The 20,062-nt window shown below is 40.5% G+C and carries 23 protein-coding genes; 12 read left to right on the top strand and 11 right to left on the bottom strand.

Annotation, left to right across the window (positions count from 1 at the left end):
* Nucleotides 1–572: 572 nt before the first annotated feature.
* From BLT91_RS18915 to BLT91_RS33940, 3 genes are all read right to left on the bottom strand, one after another.
* The gene (locus tag BLT91_RS18915) at nucleotides 573–803 is read right to left on the bottom strand and encodes a hypothetical protein (protein ID WP_090823751.1); all 231 of its coding nucleotides are present in this window, start codon (nucleotides 801–803) and stop codon (nucleotides 573–575) included.
* Nucleotides 804–1,020: 217 nt separating this feature from the next.
* On the bottom strand, nucleotides 1,021–1,332 hold the full coding sequence (locus tag BLT91_RS33945; RefSeq protein ID WP_368086829.1) for a GMC family oxidoreductase: 312 nt from the start codon (nucleotides 1,330–1,332) through the stop codon (nucleotides 1,021–1,023).
* On the bottom strand, nucleotides 1,316–1,555 hold the full coding sequence (locus BLT91_RS33940; RefSeq protein WP_368086828.1) for a hypothetical protein: 240 nt from the start codon (nucleotides 1,553–1,555) through the stop codon (nucleotides 1,316–1,318). The genes BLT91_RS33945 and BLT91_RS33940 overlap by 17 nt, the downstream gene beginning before the upstream one ends.
* A gap of 351 nt (nucleotides 1,556–1,906) precedes the next feature.
* Here BLT91_RS33940 and BLT91_RS18905 point away from each other — a divergent pair, with 351 nt between their 5' ends.
* Together BLT91_RS18905 and BLT91_RS18900 are read left to right on the top strand one after the other, a co-directional pair.
* On the top strand, nucleotides 1,907–2,473 hold the full coding sequence (locus BLT91_RS18905) for a hypothetical protein (RefSeq protein ID WP_090823749.1): 567 nt from the start codon (nucleotides 1,907–1,909) through the stop codon (nucleotides 2,471–2,473).
* Nucleotides 2,474–2,524: 51 nt separating this feature from the next.
* Nucleotides 2,525–3,631, top strand: coding sequence for a glycoside hydrolase family protein (locus BLT91_RS18900; protein WP_090823747.1), 1,107 nt, complete (start codon nucleotides 2,525–2,527; stop codon nucleotides 3,629–3,631).
* Between the two features lie 550 nt (nucleotides 3,632–4,181).
* Here the strand turns inward: BLT91_RS18900 and BLT91_RS18895 are convergent.
* From BLT91_RS18895 to BLT91_RS33925, 4 genes are all read right to left on the bottom strand, one after another.
* Nucleotides 4,182–4,565 carry a hypothetical protein gene (locus BLT91_RS18895; protein WP_090823744.1) on the bottom strand — a complete coding sequence of 128 codons (384 nt, stop codon included), beginning with the start codon at nucleotides 4,563–4,565 and terminating at the stop codon, nucleotides 4,182–4,184.
* Between the two features lie 239 nt (nucleotides 4,566–4,804).
* Nucleotides 4,805–5,632: a reverse transcriptase domain-containing protein gene (locus BLT91_RS33935; RefSeq protein WP_368086833.1), complete on the bottom strand. Its 828-nt coding sequence runs from the start codon at nucleotides 5,630–5,632 to the stop codon at nucleotides 4,805–4,807.
* Between the two features lie 5 nt (nucleotides 5,633–5,637).
* Nucleotides 5,638–6,096: a reverse transcriptase domain-containing protein gene (locus BLT91_RS33930; protein ID WP_254777020.1), complete on the bottom strand. Its 459-nt coding sequence runs from the start codon at nucleotides 6,094–6,096 to the stop codon at nucleotides 5,638–5,640.
* Nucleotides 6,097–6,721: 625 nt separating this feature from the next.
* Nucleotides 6,722–6,862 (bottom strand): GNAT family N-acetyltransferase, encoded by a 141-nt coding sequence (locus tag BLT91_RS33925; protein ID WP_368086832.1) that lies wholly within the window; start codon nucleotides 6,860–6,862, stop codon nucleotides 6,722–6,724.
* Between the two features lie 370 nt (nucleotides 6,863–7,232).
* On the opposite strand from BLT91_RS33925, the gene BLT91_RS18880 reads away from it, so the two are divergent.
* From BLT91_RS18880 to BLT91_RS31745, 8 genes are all read left to right on the top strand, one after another.
* Nucleotides 7,233–7,817: an undecaprenyl-diphosphatase gene (locus tag BLT91_RS18880; protein WP_090823917.1), complete on the top strand. Its 585-nt coding sequence runs from the start codon at nucleotides 7,233–7,235 to the stop codon at nucleotides 7,815–7,817.
* A complete protein-coding gene (locus tag BLT91_RS18875; RefSeq protein WP_090823740.1) occupies nucleotides 7,814–10,876 on the top strand; it encodes an efflux RND transporter permease subunit in 3,063 nt (1,020 codons plus the stop codon). The genes BLT91_RS18880 and BLT91_RS18875 overlap by 4 nt, the downstream gene beginning before the upstream one ends.
* Nucleotides 10,877–11,008: 132 nt before the next feature.
* Nucleotides 11,009–12,298: a VTT domain-containing protein gene (locus BLT91_RS18870; RefSeq protein ID WP_254777019.1), complete on the top strand. Its 1,290-nt coding sequence runs from the start codon at nucleotides 11,009–11,011 to the stop codon at nucleotides 12,296–12,298.
* Between the two features lie 45 nt (nucleotides 12,299–12,343).
* The gene (locus BLT91_RS18865) at nucleotides 12,344–12,877 is read left to right on the top strand and encodes an RNA polymerase sigma factor (RefSeq protein ID WP_090823735.1); all 534 of its coding nucleotides are present in this window, start codon (nucleotides 12,344–12,346) and stop codon (nucleotides 12,875–12,877) included.
* A gap of 1 nt (nucleotide 12,878) precedes the next feature.
* Nucleotides 12,879–13,373 (top strand): anti-sigma factor family protein, encoded by a 495-nt coding sequence (locus tag BLT91_RS18860; protein ID WP_090823733.1) that lies wholly within the window; start codon nucleotides 12,879–12,881, stop codon nucleotides 13,371–13,373.
* Nucleotides 13,370–14,206: a hypothetical protein gene (locus BLT91_RS18855; RefSeq protein ID WP_090823730.1), complete on the top strand. Its 837-nt coding sequence runs from the start codon at nucleotides 13,370–13,372 to the stop codon at nucleotides 14,204–14,206. Before BLT91_RS18860 ends, BLT91_RS18855 begins: the two co-directional genes overlap by 4 nt.
* Before the next feature lie 84 nt (nucleotides 14,207–14,290).
* Nucleotides 14,291–15,478 (top strand): MFS transporter, encoded by a 1,188-nt coding sequence (locus tag BLT91_RS18850; RefSeq protein ID WP_254777018.1) that lies wholly within the window; start codon nucleotides 14,291–14,293, stop codon nucleotides 15,476–15,478.
* A 135-nt stretch (nucleotides 15,479–15,613) separates the two neighbouring features.
* Nucleotides 15,614–15,772: a hypothetical protein gene (locus tag BLT91_RS31745; RefSeq protein WP_175532391.1), complete on the top strand. Its 159-nt coding sequence runs from the start codon at nucleotides 15,614–15,616 to the stop codon at nucleotides 15,770–15,772.
* A 98-nt stretch (nucleotides 15,773–15,870) separates the two neighbouring features.
* Here the strand turns inward: BLT91_RS31745 and BLT91_RS18845 are convergent, their stop codons facing one another.
* Complete coding sequence (locus BLT91_RS18845) at nucleotides 15,871–16,476, bottom strand: pentapeptide repeat-containing protein (RefSeq protein ID WP_090823728.1); 606 nt, start codon at nucleotides 16,474–16,476, stop codon at nucleotides 15,871–15,873.
* A gap of 52 nt (nucleotides 16,477–16,528) precedes the next feature.
* Complete coding sequence (locus BLT91_RS18840; protein ID WP_175532390.1) at nucleotides 16,529–16,951, bottom strand: MarR family winged helix-turn-helix transcriptional regulator; 423 nt, start codon at nucleotides 16,949–16,951, stop codon at nucleotides 16,529–16,531.
* A 668-nt stretch (nucleotides 16,952–17,619) separates the two neighbouring features.
* On the opposite strand from BLT91_RS18840, the gene BLT91_RS18835 reads away from it, so the two are divergent.
* On the top strand, nucleotides 17,620–18,096 hold the full coding sequence (locus BLT91_RS18835; RefSeq protein ID WP_090823724.1) for a CBO0543 family protein: 477 nt from the start codon (nucleotides 17,620–17,622) through the stop codon (nucleotides 18,094–18,096).
* Nucleotides 18,097–18,397: 301 nt separating this feature from the next.
* Nucleotides 18,398–18,751, top strand: a complete 354-nt coding sequence (locus BLT91_RS18830; RefSeq protein ID WP_090823722.1) for a hypothetical protein — start codon at nucleotides 18,398–18,400, stop codon at nucleotides 18,749–18,751.
* 62 nt (nucleotides 18,752–18,813) lie between these two features.
* Here the strand turns inward: BLT91_RS18830 and BLT91_RS18825 are convergent, their stop codons facing one another.
* Together BLT91_RS18825 and BLT91_RS31740 are read right to left on the bottom strand one after the other, a co-directional pair.
* Nucleotides 18,814–19,536, bottom strand: a complete 723-nt coding sequence (locus BLT91_RS18825) for a hypothetical protein (RefSeq protein ID WP_090823720.1) — start codon at nucleotides 19,534–19,536, stop codon at nucleotides 18,814–18,816.
* Nucleotides 19,537–19,700: 164 nt separating this feature from the next.
* Nucleotides 19,701–20,062 (bottom strand): hypothetical protein (locus BLT91_RS31740; protein ID WP_175532389.1); only part of this gene is annotated, 362 nt, incomplete at its 5' end.

Raw genomic sequence — 20,062 nt, 5'->3', positions numbered from 1 at the left:
ACCGCTTTACCATTCGTTCAGTCACAGCGTTAGTTGAAAAAGGTATTACGCTAACGGGCAGGATTACGTAGTGAGGATATCGATCAATGTAATCTCATTGCCCTCTTTGTCCGCGCAAAAAAGAGCTTGTCTCTCGCGGGTTCCTCCATCAAAATATTTGATCAGTTCGTTTATATCAGTCAAAACACGGGGGTTGGAATACAAATCAATGTACTCGATAATGTCATCAAAATTAAATCAAGCCTCAAATTTTTACCATCAATCACTGGAATTAGTATCAGATGATTGAGGAACGGTCCGATCCATACCAGGTGGGGATGCTCTGGTTTCTCGTTCTGCGCTAGTTTAATCTTCTCTTCAGAATCTTACCATCAAAATTAAAAACAGCAGGTGTACCTTTTACTTTTGGAGTCCACCCCTGATCGAGCGCGTGACAAATAAAAATTTCTAAAATCTGAATGCCATCTTGATAAAAAGGTCGGGTCTAAGTCTTGCTTCTGCTTCAATTCATATGGGTAATAGATATACTCCATCCATACGTTATCGGAAATTAAATGTATCAAATATCCTAATTAGTAATCATCCTTTACATCTGATAAGTATGTATCAATGTATCTTTGATAGTTTACCTGCCTAGTTCTCTTGTCTACATCTCCTTCGAAATAATGAGTAATAACTTTCCTTTCAAACGAGAAAGCAGCATCAGGAGCAATTGAACCAATTAAAAAATCTCTCTTGTTTTTTACATCAAGGCTAGAAGCGACCATCTCACCAATTATTAAATGCATTAACCGAGAACCCATAAAATCCCTCCTTATACCACATTTTACCACGCAATTTAAGTTATAACTATCCTGCCCGTTAGCTTAACGCCCATATCCAGTCTAATACTTTATTTTCACAGTCTAATACTTTATTTTTCAGTCTAAAACTTTATTTTCCTCGAACAATAAGAGGAATGTGCGCCGTACAGCAGCCCTAACGCTCTGCCCAGATTGAACGGAAAAGTTTTAAAGCCAGTTACTCTTCTTCCATTTCAAACCACTTTGGTCGTTTGACAGCGATTTTCTTATTCTCCCTTTGCAATTGTTTCGCAATGGTATACCCAATCAGATAAGTAGCGGCAGACGTGTTGCCGTCAACCGTGTAGGGAATGAGGGAAGCGTCGGCCACGATTAAGTTTTTCACCCCGTGCACGTTGCCGCGGAGATCGACAACCCCACCTTTTCTCAAAGGTGCCATGCGAAGAGCACTTTGCTGATGATGATTATGACCGAAGTTTTGCTTGATAAAATCTTCCAGTTGGGAGTCATCCTCAATAATTCTCGGCATCGGCGATATGAGACGATAAGACGGATCGATGGATGCCAGTTCTGCCGCTATATTTTTGACATAAATTTTGTAGATGTTTTTTTACAGCTTCCATATCTTCCGGATTGTCCAGGAATCCTTCATTCCCAAGTACAATTTTAAGCGGATCGTTGAGCCGCGGCTTTTGGGCCGTAGGGTAAATCAACACTAATGTTAACGTATCGTCGGAACCAATGCCCAGCATTTGCACCGCTCGCCGCTCGGGATCCGCCCCTGTAGGGTCATGTAAATATGCGCCTCCGGTGTAAAGGGCATTCCCAGAATTTCCATCCTTGTTTGATTGCCTCTTTTATGATGGTGTTTACTTAAGTTTTTTAGCCAATCTCCCCTTCAACTGACCTCGAATTCCGAGAGACTATTAATATTTCATTTCATGCCTAGTCTATTCATTCATTCATCAATTTCCCATTCTTCTCCATGTCGAGTTTCACAATTCGTAAATAAGCAAATAGCATCCTGTAGTTGTCCAGTGCAAAAATCTCTGATTCTGAATTAATTATAGGAGAACAATCATATTTTTCTAGGAGGCATTCTTATGGGTAGATGGACAGCTAGGCTCAAATTTTTCAATTTCAAAGAGTTGAATCATGGCGTGGGTCTTTCACTTCCTCCAACCACACCAATCCCTTTGGCATTGAACACGCCGGTTCAGCTTGCTTCAATCGTTTTAAAAGGTATAAATAAAAATGATAGAGAATTGCTCGAAGCCACAGTGGGCCACTCTCTCATTATTGGGACAAATCTCGGCGGAAACATCGCCGCAGGTACCAATTTTAATTACACGATTTTGTTTAGTATTACAAGAGACAACTCCCCGGTATATGCTACCAGTGACACTTACACATTTACGACAGGTACTGTAATTACTACTCCTGTTGTCACACCTTTTATTTTACCCGGCGGTGTTACGACGTCTATGATTCACACGGAAACTGGAATTAGCGGCAAACATACGTATGCGCTCTTTGCTACGTTAACTGCTGTTACAACTGCCGGCGTAGCGGCTCCTGCTGCAACATTGCCAACCGGCGTAGTGCCCAATATTATTGGTCCTATCAATCTTTCAGGCTTTGTCATCGATGAAAACGAACACCATGATTAGGTTACGGAAATGGCCGCAACCCGTGCTCCGTAAAAGAAAGAGGGAAACAGAATGAAAAAAAAACATGGTTGCGGATCGCCGGATTGCAGATGGGTCGAAAATCCGAATAACCCGGTTTACATGCCGCAGACACCTGCTTATTATCAAACGGTTCGCTTCGATGCGAAGAAATTCAAGCCCTTCGGACCGTCCGCCTATTATTTAATGTGGTACGATGATTTTAGTGATTTTGAGAATGGCGGCGGAATTGCTCTTGCTGCTTCTGGCAACGGGATTAAATGGAAGTTTGTCAGCGATCTATTCGGGCTGGCTCCGGCAGCCCGCCATTCAAGAGTGCTGTTTGACCGTCATGGCTTCGGCATCAACGTCCCTTACCGAATCTGGTATTGGGATTCCATGTTCTTATCGACAGCTCCGAACTCCCCCATTTTACCGATGTTGAGAACGGCAAAGTCCATGGACGGCATCAACTGGTTTGATGATCAAACTTTAATGCAGGACACAACGAGCCCCGATACGTTCTTAATGAACTCTCCATCCTTGCCTGGACCCAACAACTATTCGCAATGTTATGGTCCGGCCGATGTATTGTTTTTTCCGGAAAATCAGGCTGTACTGGATGTCGTCAGTCCATTCAATAACCGATATGTCATGTACTACAACGTAAGTGACGGCTTCAACGAAGAATTAGCGCTGGCGGTATCTGCGGACGGCATATTTTGGAGGAGAGAAGGACCGCTTCCTGTCCTGGTCAGAGGTGGACCGGGCGCATGGGATGAGCACAAATCGACAGAAGGCGCAGTGATTCTGCGGCTTGCTCCCGATAAATTTAAGATGTGGTACAGCGGCGGGATTGATCATAGCAACGAGGGGATCGGCTGCGCTTTTTCAACGGACGGGTTATTTTGGACCAAATTCCCCAATAACCCGGTATTCAGTATTTACGACGGCGTCGTATGGAGGGGAGGGCGCTCGCATAACCCTTGGGTCTTATTTGACCGTAAAAAATTCAGCGGTCATGGCGATTCCGTATGCTTCAAAATGTGGTTGACGGGGGGGCCATTTTTTTCGGATTACAATTTTGGCTTTGGCGATCATCCGGATATCGGATATGCAACAAACTTAGCTGATCATTGCAAATGCTGCGAGAGCGACTAAATCCTCCGCATAAAAGGAAACACGAAAAGACTGTTTACCATCTCACAGGCTAAAACTACGGCAGTCGGCTCCGAACTGCTAACGAACTCGGGAAACGATACAGTGTCGGCGGGAAATTTTGGTCAGATGCAGGCGATATCATCGAAAAAGTTGAAGATATCCATAAGTCCAGTAGCTTTTAGAGAGGACTTGTGCCCAAAACATGTGTACAGTCTTAATTAGAAGGGAACTGAGCATCCACAGCATGACAGGCAACAGAACACGTTAAAGATGACTCCAAAAGAAAGTCCGCTTGCCAAATCGCTATATAGCATTAAGAGTAAGGCAGCAACGGTAATTAGCCCGTGACCGACAATGGAAACGCATCAAGGCAGCCGCTGTTTATTGAACTAACGTTCTCCGTTAGTTTAATCAATTACTGTAGTTGAATGAAATGCAACATACAGGGGCTCTCTGTAAAAAACTTACTTGAACCATGATGTGTAGAAATATGTACCAATCCAATGAGTTTGTACTTGAAAGGAGCTTTGTACGCAGCTCCTTTTCTGTTTTAAAATGGTTTTCTATAAACCTTGATGATACGTGTACCGTTTCGGATAAGCCTTTGCGCCTGCGCTAGGTTGATCCGGACTAAGACGGAAATGTCGCTCGTCGCGTTTTCCACGTCGAATACCTTGAAAATCCGTCCGTTGGCAAACAATACGCCTTTCAACTCGACTTTCGTTGTGCTAGTAGGTTTCGGATCTACTTTTGCAAATGTCGTACGCTTTACACCTGCACGAAGGAGTGCTGCTGCTTGTTGTGCGGTCGTCCGCACTCCAAATACTGGATCAATTTCAACTCCGGTTGTTATCGCCTCCACCTCAACAATCATAAAAAAACGATCGCCGATCTTAGCTATGCTATTTGCTCCGATATTTATCGGTTGCGCCATGTTTCATCACCCCCTCGCACTACAATATGAGGGGATGCAACCGGGGGGCATGATATAATCGTCTATTTATCCGTTCATACCGATAAATGTGCAAAATGCTCGTATTTGATTTACTCCATTCTTCTGCCCGTTACTTGAACTAGAGTAAAGGGCTGAATATTCAGCCCCTCCTCATCAAACCGTACATGAAGTTTTCCCTCATACGGCTTTCCGATGTTCTTCAATCATGAGCATGCGGATTACAACAATGTTTTAAGCCCCATTTGTCTGGCAATATATTTAACTTCTTGAAATGAACCCATCCATCTATTTCTTTGTCTTTTCTTAGCATACCAACGGGTTAACCTTTGCAGTATGTACCAGTCCAACTTCGCTAATTTCCTATGGCTGTAGGTCGTGTGGTAGTAATTTCTCCATCCTTGAATTTTAGGATTGAGCCATCCTACCTGTTCCTCAAAAGAGCGTGAACGTGAACTCGGTGGTGCAAGTCTTTCTTTAACCACTTCTCGTATGCGTTCTTCTGCCTTTTTCGTTAACCACTGTTGCGTTGTGACATACACGTTGCCTCGGGATGTTTCTGCTTTTGTTTTCTGATGGTGTATGCCTAGAAAGTCGAATCCTTCGTCTCCTATCCACAAGCCTACTATGCGTGTTTTGGTGGGGTGTAAGGTGAGTTCTAAACGCTCCATAATCGTAACGATGAGTTTGTACGCATGGTCCGCTTCTTTCTTCGTCTTGCAAACTACAACCATATCGTCTGCGTACCGTGTCAACTCACCTACTCCTTTTCCATGTTTCTCCCACATTTGGTCGAAGTAGTTGAGGTAGATATTCGCCAATAACGGCGAGATGACGCCACCTTGTGGTATGCCTAAGTCTGAGCGTCTTACCGATCCCTCTTCCATAACTCCCGCTTGTAACCACTTCCTAATTAACTTCAATATCCGCCTGTCATTGATGCGCATTTGCACCAGTTTCATTAGCTTGTCTTGGTTAATGTTGTCGAAGTAGCCTTGGATATCGACGTCGACTACCCAATTCCCTTTACGGTTGCAGGCTTTACGGATTCGGTCTAGTGCTCTTTTGCACCACGTTTCGGGCGAAATCCGAAGGATGTTTCATGAAAATCCGCTTCAAAGATGGGTTCAATCATTAGTTTTGTTGCCATTTGTACGACTCGGTCTCGAACCGTCGGTATTCCGAGCGGTCTTTGTTTTCCATCCTTTTTAGGAATGTATTGACGTCTCACTGGATCAGGATGGTAGGTGCCTTCTTGTAGTTCACGCTGACATTCCTTGATGAACGAAATCTCCCCGTGCTTTTCGATGTCTGCAAGAGTAACGGCATCAATACCAGCCGCACCTTTGTTAGCACGCACTCTTTTCCATGCTTCGCATAGAACGTCCCATCTGTGAACCTTGTCGTACAAGGCGTGGAACTTACGTTTCTTGTTTTCCTCGGCTGCATGACCTAGCTTTTCTTGGAGTTGTTGAACTTTTTCCTTTGGTGTCGTTAGCCGATTGGCATTCACTCACTCGTACCTCCTTAAAAAGCATAAACAAAGCAGGGCTCCTTCCCTCCCGAAGGTTATGTTGTCCTTCGGTTCTTTGGTACTATGAGCCCCTCGGACTCCCTTCCTACAGACGGCTCACTTCGCTTTTCGAGCTTATAGAGTGTCTCTTTACGGTTTCTAAAAAAAAATCCGTGCAGGGGAGGGTCTCCCCAGTTCACTGCATTATCTTTCATACCATGCCGATCCCTTTACACCGGAGGATTCTTCACTGCTGTTCCAAGATCTACGCAGCTTCCTTGGCCTTCGTCTATGTTCACGAGACTCAGCTTCCTCTTGCCCCTCTTGCGAGGCCTCTTTGACGATGCGGCAGGATTCACTTGATGTTACGGCCTGGTATGTCGCTCGCCCTGCCTCTGACAAGTACTTTTGTCGATGCGCTTTTACGCACAGATTTCGCCATACGCAAGCATCCTAGCTACAAGGGTGGCTTGGTCCCTCCCGTGGTTGGACTTGCACCAACTAGATAATGCGTGCCTCTGGGCACGCTGAACAAAAAGAGGAGCTACCTCGAGGTAAGCTCCTACATTATCGTTCAGCGTTAGCGGAATCTCTTAACAATTACAAATCTGAATTAATGAAGCAGTTAAACTACCGTGTAAATTTGTACTGAAGGAGATGCAAGTAATATGCAAGGTCTCGTATTTTGCTTTTGGGCTTCAGTTATTAGGAAATTAAACATTGCTGAACCGAAGCCTCTACCTCTGAATTCTGGTTTTGTTGCAATATCATAGATGCCGACGCTATCCTAGGTGATAATCATAGAACCAGTTGATACAACTTCATTTTGACAAGCTCCGATATAGTTTCTTTGTTGCAGTAATACAAGAGGTGGACGCTTAAAAGGGCTGCGTGTAGTGCACTAAACATTAAATTTACCTTGATACGTCACCACCCCACCTGCACAATGTGCAGGATTTTTTTATTTAGGGTGCCTCTTTTAAAAACAATTACAGCGATTCTGTAAAATAATTAAATGTTTTTTTGAAGCCATTCTGAACTTTTACGACATTAGTCCAGTCCTTTTACTTTGTATTTAGAAAACAAGAAAGTAGGTCACAAAATTGGATTATCAGATATTTCAGTTCATCAATCATATGGCACTAACATATCCGTTTTTAAATCCTATCATGCGTTTCTTGGCGCAAGACGCTGAATACCTGTTTTACCTTGGCGTTTTTGTATATTGGTTCACAAGGACCCAAAACAATCGGCAGATGGTTGCTGAAGCCATTTTATCGGTTTGCGCAGCACTTGGTGTTGGTGGTATCATCTCACATTTCTTTTATAGAGACAGACCATTTGTTCATCATTCGGTCATTCAATTAATACAGCATCCAGCAAATGCGTCATTTCCAAGTGATCATGCAACAGGCGCTTTTGTTATTGCAACAGCTTTTTGGATGTTCCGAAAAAAGGATGGTATCGCTTGGTTAATGCTCGCTGCTTTAATAGCTTTGTCGCGTATTTGGACTGGCGTGCATTATCCACTTGACGTGATAGCAGGCGCAATGATTGGTATGACAAGTGCAATATTAATTCATCGATTATTCATCAAGTCTGAAATCACTCAAAAATGTTTAGAAGCTTGCATCGGCGTATATGAAAAAGTCGAACAAAAGCTATGGGTTACCATACTTCGGTTTATAAAATACAAAAACAAAGAGGGAGATGTAAAATGAAAAAAATAATTGAAGGCTCAATGCAAAGGGCGATTTTGGTTTTTGTGTGTATGTTGCTTATTTTAGCGTGGGGAGGCATTTCAGCTTTTCAAATGCAGCGCGATTATCTGCCGGGTATTAATAATACGACGCTACTTGTTTCGGTACGAGCATCCTCTTACCAAGCGGATCAAGTCAAACAAAATGTAACACCTAAACTTGAAGATGCCATTCGATCGTCTGATGGTTTAATGGATGTTGAAACAAATTCATATGACGGCGGGCTTTTAATGAATTTGTACTATCCGATGGATTTTAATATGAAACAAGCAGAGAGCGAAATTAAACAAGCTCTAACAAGTGCCGCTTTACCGTCTGATGTTGGGGCACCGGTTGTGACTCGTGTTACAACAAGTTCATTTCCGATTTTGAGCTACAGCTTAACAGCAAACAATACTAATATAGAAGACGCTGCACTTCGTTCAACGGTTGAAGCCGATATTGCTAAGCAACTGAAATCCGTTCCAGGTGTTGCAGATGTGCGTGTTACTGGCGCAGCGAACAACGGATACGTATTAAATGTTAGAATGCAAGATTTAACAAAGAGCGGATTAACAATGGATGATCTAAATCAATCATTAGCTACCGCGCTGCCGAATTGGTCTACGGGAAAAGTATCTAACAACAAAGATTCATTTCCATTAACAGTGAATGGTTGGAACTTAACTGACCAAGAATTAGGCAATATTTTGATTAAAAACAAACAAGGCATAAGCGTCCCACTCTCAAATGTGGCTGATCTTTCTCACTCACTGACAGACGTTAAAACCGTATCACGTACAAACGGAAAGGCAAGCATCCTCTTGGATGTATTAAAAACGCCTTCAGCAAACATTACTGACGTAGCTAAACACGTAAAAGAACGCGTTACGCAAATTTCGCCCATTAAGAATGGCGATCTTTCTTTAACAACTATGCTCGACCGCGAACATGAATTAAATGCTTCTCTTTTGGGACTTGTTCGTGAAGGGCTCTTAGGTTGTGTCTTCTCGATGCTGTGCGTTTTCTTCTTTTTCCGCAATGTGCGTTCAACGCTTCTAATTGCTGTTTCGCTGCCGATTTCGCTACTTGCTACGACTGCTGTTTTGAAATCGATGGGGATAACCCTTAACATCTTGACCGTATCAGGTCTCATTGTTGCGATGGGTAGAATTGTAGATGATTCCATTGTAGTTCTTGACAATATGTATCGAAGATATCAGGAAAATAAGGACCAATCTACCTTACATGTCCTTTCGACTGCTGTAAAAGAAATGCTACCTGCAATTTTTGCCTCAACAGCAACAACGATCGCTGTTTATATACCTATTGCTATGGTTGGCGGTGTCATCAGCGCATCTTACTCCGGCTTTGCATGGTCTGTTGTGATTGCGCTAATTGTATCTTTCTTTGTCGCCATGCTTGTCGTTCCAACTTTTGCTTTTATGGGCTGGAGAAATGACACGTCGAAAGCCGTGACACTTGAACCGATGATGAAACCGATTCTGCGTTTTGCGTTTAGTCATAAAAAATGGATTACTTCGATTTCACTACTTATTTTCATCGTTGCTGCGATATTTGCAAGCACGCTTCCTGTAAGCCTGCTGCCTACGGCAAATTCGGGAGATATAGCGATTCAAATTGAGCTTCCGAAAGGCAGCGCGCTTCCTGAGGTTGATGGAGAAGTACAAAAGGTCGAAAACGTACTGAAATCAAATCCGAATGTTGCCTCCTTTTCTGCAAATTTCGGTTCGACCATGACACCACAAGCAGACGATGTATTTGATGCTGGAGGTGGTTTTATTCAGCAGCCAAATATAGCGAACATGTCTGTTGCATTAAAGGATAAAAATAAAGTAGATTCTGTAATTTCCGACTTACAAAGATCGTTGCCTGCATTAAATCAAAAAGTGGTATATACCGTATCAAATCAAAGTATTGCTGGCGATGATAAGCAGATGAAAATCATGCTTTCTGGAGCAGATCAAAAAACACTTGACGACGCGGCGCAGCTCGTCAGAAAAAAGTTGGTTGAAGTACAAGGTCTTAGCGTGCAAGGCGCAACCGATTTAACAAATGGAACGCCTAAATATGCAATCACACTTGATCGGGCTAAGATAGAGCAAGCTGGAGTCAAAGTTGAAGATATTAAAAAAGTAATCGGGCAGTATATGACAGGCGGGAAAGACTTTGATATTCAGGCAGATCATAAGCTAATTCCAGTTGATATGTATATCACTCGGGTATCAAAAGAAAACGCAACTTCAACCGATGTGCTTGCTGCTCTTGCTGCTGAAACGGTAAGTGGAATAGATGGACAAAAAATTAGGATCGACCAATTGGCTACTATCGCGCCTAGCAAGGCTCCATCATCTATTCAGGAACGCGATGGTCAGCCTTACTCTACTGTTACCGTACAAATCACTTCAAAGGATATCAGCAAAGTTTCAAGCGATGTGGACCAGAAATTTAAAAACATCGCTCTACCAAGTGGAGTAACGTATTCCATGGGTGGTATTACACAGCAGGTTAAACAAATGATTATGGATATGTCCATTGCCGTTGCTTTCTCCATCTTGCTAGTCTTGCTTATCACCAGTGCAGTCTTCAAAGGCTGGAGAGCTCCGATGGCGGTACTCTTAAGCATCCCGCTTGCCTTAAGTGGTGTTGTGCTTGCTCTTATGCTCTTTGGTGGAGAATGGAACTTAGCCGCGTTAATCGGCGTCTTGATGCTTACCGGTATTGTCGTCACCAACGGCATTGTATTGATTGATAAAATCGAGAGAAACCGTAAAGAAGGTCTTGCTTTCAAAGATGCGATTATGCAAGGTAGTCTGTCTCGTGTAAGACCTATCTTCATGACCGCTGGGACCACCATTTTAACGCTTTTGCCACTGGCATTAACGCATAGTTCAGATACGGTTATTTCACAGACACTCGGTATTGTGGTGATTGGCGGTATGATTACGTCGACTTTAAACAGTTTCCTTGTCATTCCGACGTTTTACGAGTGGCTGGTAAAGAAAAGCACCAAATCTTAATCCAAATACCCTTGAGCTTCTAGCTCAAGGGTATTTTTTATCTAGGGAAAGTAAAAAATAACTAGGTATGATCTGAACTTTTTTAAACAATAATAAGTCTTTTTTAGTTATTATGTTTTCATGGAGGTAAAAGTGGCACATTTTATGCAAAATTTAATCGATCAATACGGGTATTATGTCTTAGGTATTTCCCTAATGCTTGAACTTTTAGCTTTGCCTTTACCGGGTGAAGTTCTCATGACATATGCAGGACTTATGGTGTTTCAAGGGCATTTAAATTGGATTCTAAGCATTCTGACGGCGGGAGTTGGGGCTTCTATCGGGATGACGATTTCCTATTGGATTGGGTACCAATTAGGAATGCCGTTTTTTAAAAAACATGGTTCGAAATTTCATTTCGGACCGGATAAGTTAAAGAACACATCGCTATGGTTTGAGCGCTATGGAAATAAACTCTTAATTATTGCATTTTTTATTCCTGGTGTTCGACATTTCACGGGGTATTTCTCGGGAGTTACACGTATGCCCTTTCGAACGTATATAGTTTATGCTTATACGGGAGCGTTTATTTGGACAGGCACGTTTATATCTCTCGGTAAAATCCTCGGTCCCAAATGGGATCAGTTCCATCATACAATCACGAAATATTTGCTCATAGCTGGAATCATTGCAGCAGTGGCTTTCATTGTGGTGTATGTGTTTCGAAAGTACAGAAATCAGCTATACGATGGAACCGTACTTGGGCTGAACAAAGGGGTCAAAAATTTTCATTCCTTGGGTAAAGTTAAATTTCTGGTTCTCATGTCATTTGGAGCGTTTCTCACGCTTTTCATTTTAATGGCGGGCTTGATTCAAGACTTTTTAGCGAATGAATTTGCTGATTTTGATGCGCTCACATCGTATATCGTTCACGCCATATTCGATGAAAACTGGGATGCATGGATGAATCGTTTTGCGTATTTGGCATCGTTTCAGGTACTCCTAACGATTGCTGCCCTATCGCATATTTGGATTCTTATAAAAGGAAAAGACCGCATGCTTGAAGCTGGATTTTTATTGTTTGTCTTAATAGGTGGCGAGATTTGGGATGAGGGATTGCGGCGACTATTCCATCGTACAGGACCTAAAAGCCTCTTAGACACATTTCCAAGCGAACAGACATTAATTACAATCATTTTCTTAGGTTTTGCCGCGTACCAAATGGTTCGACATGTGAACGCTACGTGGGCTCGATCTGGCGCTTTTTTACTCGTCCTTGCTGTTTCATTTTTCGTTGGCGTTAGCCGTATTTATTTCGACATTCAATATCCAAGTGATGTGGTTGCGGGATACGTGTTTGGCGGGGTTTGGCTGAGTCTCAATATTTTATTACTAGAAATTTATCGGTTTATACGAAACAACAAGGCGAACTTTTCGACTTAATCTGAAGTCTTTTTATTTTAGGTATTGCGGGGGGGAAGAGTATGTGTGGATCAAGAACTATATGAGCTCATTAGTAAGGCGAAAAATGGAGACAAAGAAGCGTTCGCTTTACTTGTAAAACGTTATAAAGATACCGTTTTTCGTTATTCCTATGGGATGCTCGCAGATCGTATGGAAGCGGAGGATGTTTCGCAGGAAGCATTTATTAAAGCCTTTTATTCACTTGCCAAGTTAGATAATATTTATGCCTTTACTTCATGGTTAAAACGAATCGTATCCAATTTATGCTATGACCGAATTCAAAAACAAAAGAAAACGAATTCCGTATCCGGTGAATTCATTGAAACACGGATTTCAAGTAGCGATATGGAACGAACAGATCTCCATATGACGATAGAAGAAGCGATGGACAAATTAAGTCCTGAACACAGAGAAGCCATTGTCCTAAGAGAAGTTGAAGGTTATTCGTATGATGAGATTGCGGAGTTGTTAAACATTCCGCTCGGAACTGTAAAATCACGTATTAGTGCAGCCCGACTGTTGTTGCGTAAAGAAATGATTCGTGAAATGGAGGATTAAGATGTCAAACCATATTGAGGATCAGTTATCTGCTTATATGGATAACGAGTTGTCTGAGACTGAACGACAACAAGTCGAAGAACATTTGAATACATGTACGGAATGCAGTGAGTTGCTCAAAGATTTATCGGAAATTAGAAATCAAGTTTTTAACGTCTTTCATTCGGTTGAAGCACCAGAAGGATTTGAAGATAAAGTGATCCACACAATTGGCTTGAATGTTTCTAAAGGGAGCAAATGGCTGTTGGTTCCTCTTATAAGTGCATTGTGTTTTATTACGCTTACTTTCGTTCTAGCGGGTTCATTCCTATTTAAATTGGGTTCGATTATGCTTAGAGTTATTTATAATTTAATAAATGTATTCGGAAATATCTTAGGCTCGAACACATATATAGTTGTTGGTTCGGTCGTGTTTTCGATCCTTCTCATCATTGCCTCGAGTATTTCAATAAAACATCTAATTAAAACAGAGGAGTTTAGGAGGGCAAATTGGTGAAAAAGAAAAGCTTCATTTTCATAGCGTTAGTATTTTGCGCTCTTATGTTTACGATACCGACTAATGCTATGGCAAAAGGGATTTTTGAACATCAAGATACGGTTGTGCCTGCAAATCAGGTGGTTGATGATGTAGTGGTGGTCGGTGCAGATACGACCATTTGGGGAACCGTGAATGATTCTGTTATTATTTTTAACGGAAACTTAAATTTAAAAGCATCTGCAAAGGTAAACGGTTTTGTTTTAGTTGTAGGTGGAAAGATACAGCAAGAGCAAGGAGCGTTAATTTCGGATGAAATTATCAATCTATCCTTTGATAAGGCTACTCAAAATAGTTTGTTAATTGGCGGAGGACTTGTCATCGGATCCTGGTTGTTGCAATTAACGGTTAGTATCATTTTGATTTTACTACCTGTCTTAACCATTTTGATGCTCAAGCAGCATATACAACCATTTGTAGTTCATGCTCGGCAGTCACCTGGTCGCTTATTGTATATTGGTTTTTTCAGCAGTCTCATCCTCATCGCACTTAATGTGCTTCTACTTGTTACGATCATCGGAATCCCAGTTGCAATTTTAATACTCGTTTTAACTTTGTTGACTTTCGTAATTGGGCTGGCTGCATTAAGCATGTTAGTTGGTGAAAGAATTCAAGGAACGTTTGGGCGTTCTAACTGGGTTATTTCATTAACAGGTTCGATTTTATTGGTTTCACTCATGAACATTCCACTTGTCGGGGTAATACTTTTTTTAGGCATATTACTTTTTTCTATAGGTATCATGACTTTGTGGATGTTGGAAAAAACAAAAAGAAAACCATCCACTAAGTTATAAAAAAGTAATTACTGATATTGGGAAACTCAACTATAATATTAGGGGCAAACCGTTACCGCATTTATCCAATATAGAGGTGAACAAATGGAACCATTGTCTCAACCTAAAAAAAGAAATCTTTTCGCTATGAGCCCGGTCATTATTGTACTTGGGCTTGTTAGTTTATTTACCGATCTTTCTAGTAATATGATTGTGCCCATCTTACCTTTGTATCTCACTTCCGTATTACACGTACAGGTTGGATCCATCGGCATTATCGAAGGAATCGCTGAAAGCACGGCAAGTATTTTAAAATTATTCTCAGGTTGGATTACAGACCGCGTTGGCAAGTATAAACTTTTGATGCTAATTGGTTACGGGCTGTCTAATTTGACAAAACCCTTCTTTGCATTAAGCGCATCATGGAACCAGGTTTTAATGATTCGCTTTTCAGACCGCTTGGGTAAAGGAATACGAACATCTCCGAGAGATGCATTGATCGCCGATTCCACTACAAAAGAAGAACGGGGAAAAGCATTTGGGTTTCGTCGAGCTATGGATACTCTAGGAGCAGCATTAGGACCGTTAGTTGCTTTTGGAGTGCTTGCTATGTTTACAAACAACTACCTTCTCGTATTTTGGCTATCTGTTATTCCTGGGCTTATAGCAGTTGCTCTTATCGTTTTTTTCTTAAAGGAAAAAACGTATAATGCTACCGAGAAACAATCAAAACTTCCCCAAATTGGTTTTAAAAATTTAAATCGGCGGTTTATGTGGTTTTCCTTGATTTCAACGCTATTTACGGTCGGTAATTTTTCCGATGCATTTCTAGTTTTACGGGCACAAGACGCGGGGATGTATCCCGCCCTAATTCCACTAGCTTTTTTCGCTTTTAATATAAGCTGTAGTATCCTTTCCATGCCTATAGGTATTTTGTCTGATCGCATAGGTCGCCGCCCTGTACTTATTTCTGGATTTTTCATTTTTGCAGCCGTTTACTTTGGTTTTGGTATGGCTAAAAGCGTTGCATGGATCTGGGTATTATTCTTTTTATATGGGTTCTACTACGCATTTACCGATGGTATACAAAAGGCTTATATTGCCGATATCGTTCCCGAAGGACAAAGAGGAACTGCTATGGGTACATATAACGCTTTGACGGGGTTAGCGGCATTGCCTGCAAGTATCATAGCGGGCTTTTTATGGCAATCGTTTGGTCCCATGGTTGCTTTTAGTTCCAGCAGCATCATTGCGATATTGGCAGCGATATTGATGATTATTTTTCGAATTTAAGGAGGCTTTTAAATATAAACAATTTTCTCACGTCCGTTACTGGAGCTAGGTGAAATGATGTAAAATGACACTTAAACGGTGCAGGTGCTTTGGCAGCCCGCTTGTTTTATTTAAGAAAAGAAATCTGTTTGGGCTTTGACAGTAATCAAATGGGTGGTGTTTGTCGAAGCAGCCACCCTCTTTGTTACGGATCCGCCAGTAATTGTTAGTGCGGCGGTATGCAATTATGCTTCAGATGCAGAGTCTCAAACGGATTATTCCATTGTGATGATTTCAAAAAGAGAAGCCTCCTAACAAGGCTTCTCTTTTACTATTCAATAAATTATTCGGCAGTATCTTCTTTTGAACTATAGTTTGCCGTTAGTTTAACGAAGGATGAGACCGATAGTCATTTAATTCATTTTTGCACCATGCGAAAGTGTAAACAACACTGCTTGCTCTGTATCCATTCGTAACCCCTTGAGTGTGAGGGATTTGAAATCCACACCATCCATTTTAGCTCCCCTTACATCGGCTCCCTGTAATTTCGCTCTAGCTAGCATTGTTCTCGTAAGATCACAATTTCTTAAGTCAGCTTTTTCTAAATTTGCTTCGGTTAAGTCAGATTCATAAAATTTAATTCCTCGCAAATCTTGCTTAACCAGTCTGGCATTTCTCAAATTCGTATAAGACCAATCCCCTTGGAATATGGTGATTCCATCCATATTGGCACTGGAAAAATCTGAACCCGTCATTTTGCAGTTTTCAAACTTCGAAACAAATAGATTGGCTTCGGCAAAGTTACAATTCTCAAACGCAGATTCTTTATGAACGGAGCTATTTAACGAGGCACCCCGAAAATTACATTCAACGAAACGACAGTTCCTCGTTGTAATCTCCTCTAACGATCCGTTAGCAAATGTGCAACGATGAAAAGTGCAACTTATTAGCTCGCCATACCTCAAATCTTGATTACAAAAGTCTATTCCTTCATAATTTTGATTGATATGCTCAAACATGATACTCCTCCTTTTCCAATAGTTGATATATCAACTATTGGGTGTACGCAAATCATTTTCTCATATTATCTCGCATCTTAATTAGAAGCCTGCGTAATTCATTCATTTCTTCAAGTGAAAAACCTGTTTCAAGTACATCAATAGTTCCTGAAATACAAGGTATTACATTTGTAGCTAAGCTCTTACCTTTATCTGTTAATGATACTTTAAAGTAACGACGATCATAACTATTAGTAATTCTGTGCATTATACCTTTGGTTTCAAGACTCACTATCATCCGAGTGATGCTTGATTTATCTTTTCTTAAAGCGAAAGCAATCTCACCTTGAGACAACCCATCCCGTTCATTGAGCAAAACAATTATAAAAGCTTGTTCAGGCGTAATATCATACGGAGCTAAACTTTTAGTCATGTGCATAGCTATATCTAATTTGGCATCATGAATTAAGACAGCAATATTATCGAGTAAATCCATTTTGTAATCACATCCCATGAAAGAATATACCAAAGTAGTTGATAAGTCAACTAAAACAGTGGTTATTTCCATATATGTAGTGTGAATTATTGAGCATAACTGCCCGTTAGTTCAACAGGCTACTGACCTGTCATCAACCTACACAGATTAATTTGCTGAGAAGTGTAAAGGTTAACAAATCACTTCTTGTTAATCCAATTCACGCTATGGCAATATGACTTTGTTCTTGTCCAAAAAATCAGCTAAGAATATAAGTTCTTGTCTGTATTTACGGTAATAGTTATATGTTCTTGTTGTACAATAGTTCGGCAAAAGATATAAGTTCATAGCACAAATATTAATTGTTTATTCCTTGTGAGACGTCCCTAAATAGTATTTAAAGTGGTTTTTTAACACTCTTTAAATGGTGAAATATTACTACTTGAACTCCACCATGGTAAAGGATATAAGTTCTTGTCCAGTATCGGTAAATGATGTAAGTTCTTGTCTTGCGAAAAAGACAAGAACTTACATCCTTAAAATAATAAAACCGCGCTGCGCGCGGATCTCTATAGATATATGTTCTTGTCCTCTTACATTATTTTAGTCCGATGGAGAATACTTTATTTGAGAAGGGTTAAAACTAAGCATGTTGTTAAAATTTGCTTAGTTTCGGAGACGTGAATTTCATGGCGAAAGAAGGAATTATAGAAGCTTCTGTATGGATCATTATGATAATTGCCCTACTAGTATTCGTTCCAAAAAAAAAAATGCGCGAAGCTTCGGCTGTGTATCTCTTTAAGTTGTTTCTTACCTGGGGCTTGGGACTTTTTGTCGTGCAGATGAAATGGATTGAATATCCTGATCGATTCATTTTCCCATACGCTCATAAGTCAAATTTTACGTTTGAATTTTTTGTCTACCCATCAATTTGTGTATTGTTCATGCTTTATTATCCTGAGAAAAAAAGATACATAACCCAATTAGGTTATTTTGCAGCATATTGTTCGATCATGACCTTGTTGGAGGTATTAATAGAGCACTATACCCAATTGATTCACTATATAAAATGGACTTGGTATTGGACTTGGATAAGCCTCTTCCTAACTTTCTCTTTATCCCGCATATATTACATTTGGTTCTTTAGAATTAAAAGTAAAACATGAATCATCTTTATTAGGATTTGTATAATCAGATCTAAAACGAGAGGCTCAAGATCTCCTGCAGCCGCTCGTTTTTTTACGTTTTGCTGTGTTTTTGCTTGAAAGCCCCAATCTGGTACTACGTTATAACTGCCCGTTAGTTCAGCAAAAGAAAAAGAAGTTGCCGCGCAGCATGTTCCAGACCGCTTGCCCTATTTTGATACACTTCATTGCATTATCCATAAAGGTAACTTCGAAAAAGCACTTTTCGTATTAATCATTGCTAATGAGGGCAGTATTACTCTATACAAGGAGGAAAACCACAATGTTAGGTTTACAGCACCTTCCGCTACCCGTTTTAAGTATTATTTTGATTATCGTCGGTACCTATTTTTTATACTACTTAATATTCCGTACTGAACCTCGTAATCGAATCGCCCTATCTGCTTTTGTAATAACTCCATATATTTTCGCTATTGCACCATCTCTAAACTTAGCTAAAGTTACCGAACTCCTCTTACTTAAAATTGGAATTGCTATTTTTGTTTTTCTTTTCATTTTTGGCACATACATTTCCTACAAGATGGCTTCCGATGAGCGAAAAGAAAAAGCTTTAATACCCCTCATTTCTATTATTACTACTTCATTTCCTTTCTCTTATCCACTGCCCTTTAGCTGAGAAGGCTGCCGTTCAAGTCGGCAGCCTTCTCCTGATTTCTATTGAGGTATCGTTCCTTAAGCTTAATAGGACCAATTTAAATTCCCATATTCAACTTTCTTCGCTTGATACATTTTGTCTTTATATTCATAAGCAATCACAATCGCACCGATGAAGACTCCAGGTGATATTTGTCCAGGAATAGAAACCAATAATTGATCGTCGATAACACCAAATTTAACAATATTACCGAAGAAAACATCAGAGAATAGGTTTTCTTGTTTAATATGATATTTCTCAATCTGTTCTATCGTTTTCGTGTCTCCAATGATTATTTCTGCTACATTAGCTGTCAATCTTGTTTTTACGTTCTTTAATATTATTGCTATTGGGTTGTCCACCAAAACTTCTTCGTAAACTCCATCAATGGTAGTCTCAGTTGATTGAAACACATGTACCTCTGTATTCAAGACACCTGTGCCATAGTCTTTTGTTAAAATGATAATGAGTTCCTTCTTACCATCATGATTTATGTCGTTGTAAAATAACCTTGGGGCATATGTGGGGTTATCTACGTTTTTCCAATCGTGAACGGATCGAGTGACTCCATTTATTTGTAATTCAAAGTTATCAAGATAACCTTCTCTTTTCGTTGCATAAAGAGTAGCTTTTGCTTCCGATAAAGTGGCAACAGCGTGTTGTTTCGACTCAGTCTTATTCGATATAGGTGTTACGGCAAATGCAACAGAAACAATTGAAATAAGCATAACAAATGTAGCGGTGAGTACGATGAACCATCTTTTCATCTAAGCAAATAACCCTCTTTCCAAGTTCTCCCGTATATTGTCTTACCTAGTTTGTCATCCGTGTTGTTCCGCTATACTGCCCGTTACTTGAATGAACAAAAATAGGAGCTGCGGCGAGCTGCTCCTTCACTATCGTTTTTCGTTAGTTCAGTAATTTCAGAAAATTATTTCCCTAGATAAATCAAATCATTGTAAAATGAATCCCATTCACCAGTCACATACTTAGCTTTTATTGCCTTCTCTAAACTTACAGGTGACCTTGACACAAGTGCCCTCAGATTTTCAACCTCTGTATCAGTTACAACTTCCTTAAGAATACTTCCTTGATGGTTCACTATCCTAAAACCATCTTTAGTTCGCTCTTTATATTTTGGAAAAATGATATTTTCGGGAATAGGTACATTCCCTATCACTTCCCAGATACCATCCTCAATTCTGGAATTAACCGTTTGTATAAAAAAGACAATTTTTTTTGACACAATTTCTACCAATGGTGGATGTTCTACACAAATAATATCATAGGCTA

Origin of the sequence: Paenibacillus sp. yr247, from assembly GCF_900103825.1 — a bacterium.
Lineage (GTDB): Bacteria > Bacillota > Bacilli > Paenibacillales > NBRC-103111 > Paenibacillus_E.
The sequence above is the reverse complement of the archived record's forward strand: the minus strand, read 5'-3'. Positions and strand labels throughout refer to the sequence as shown.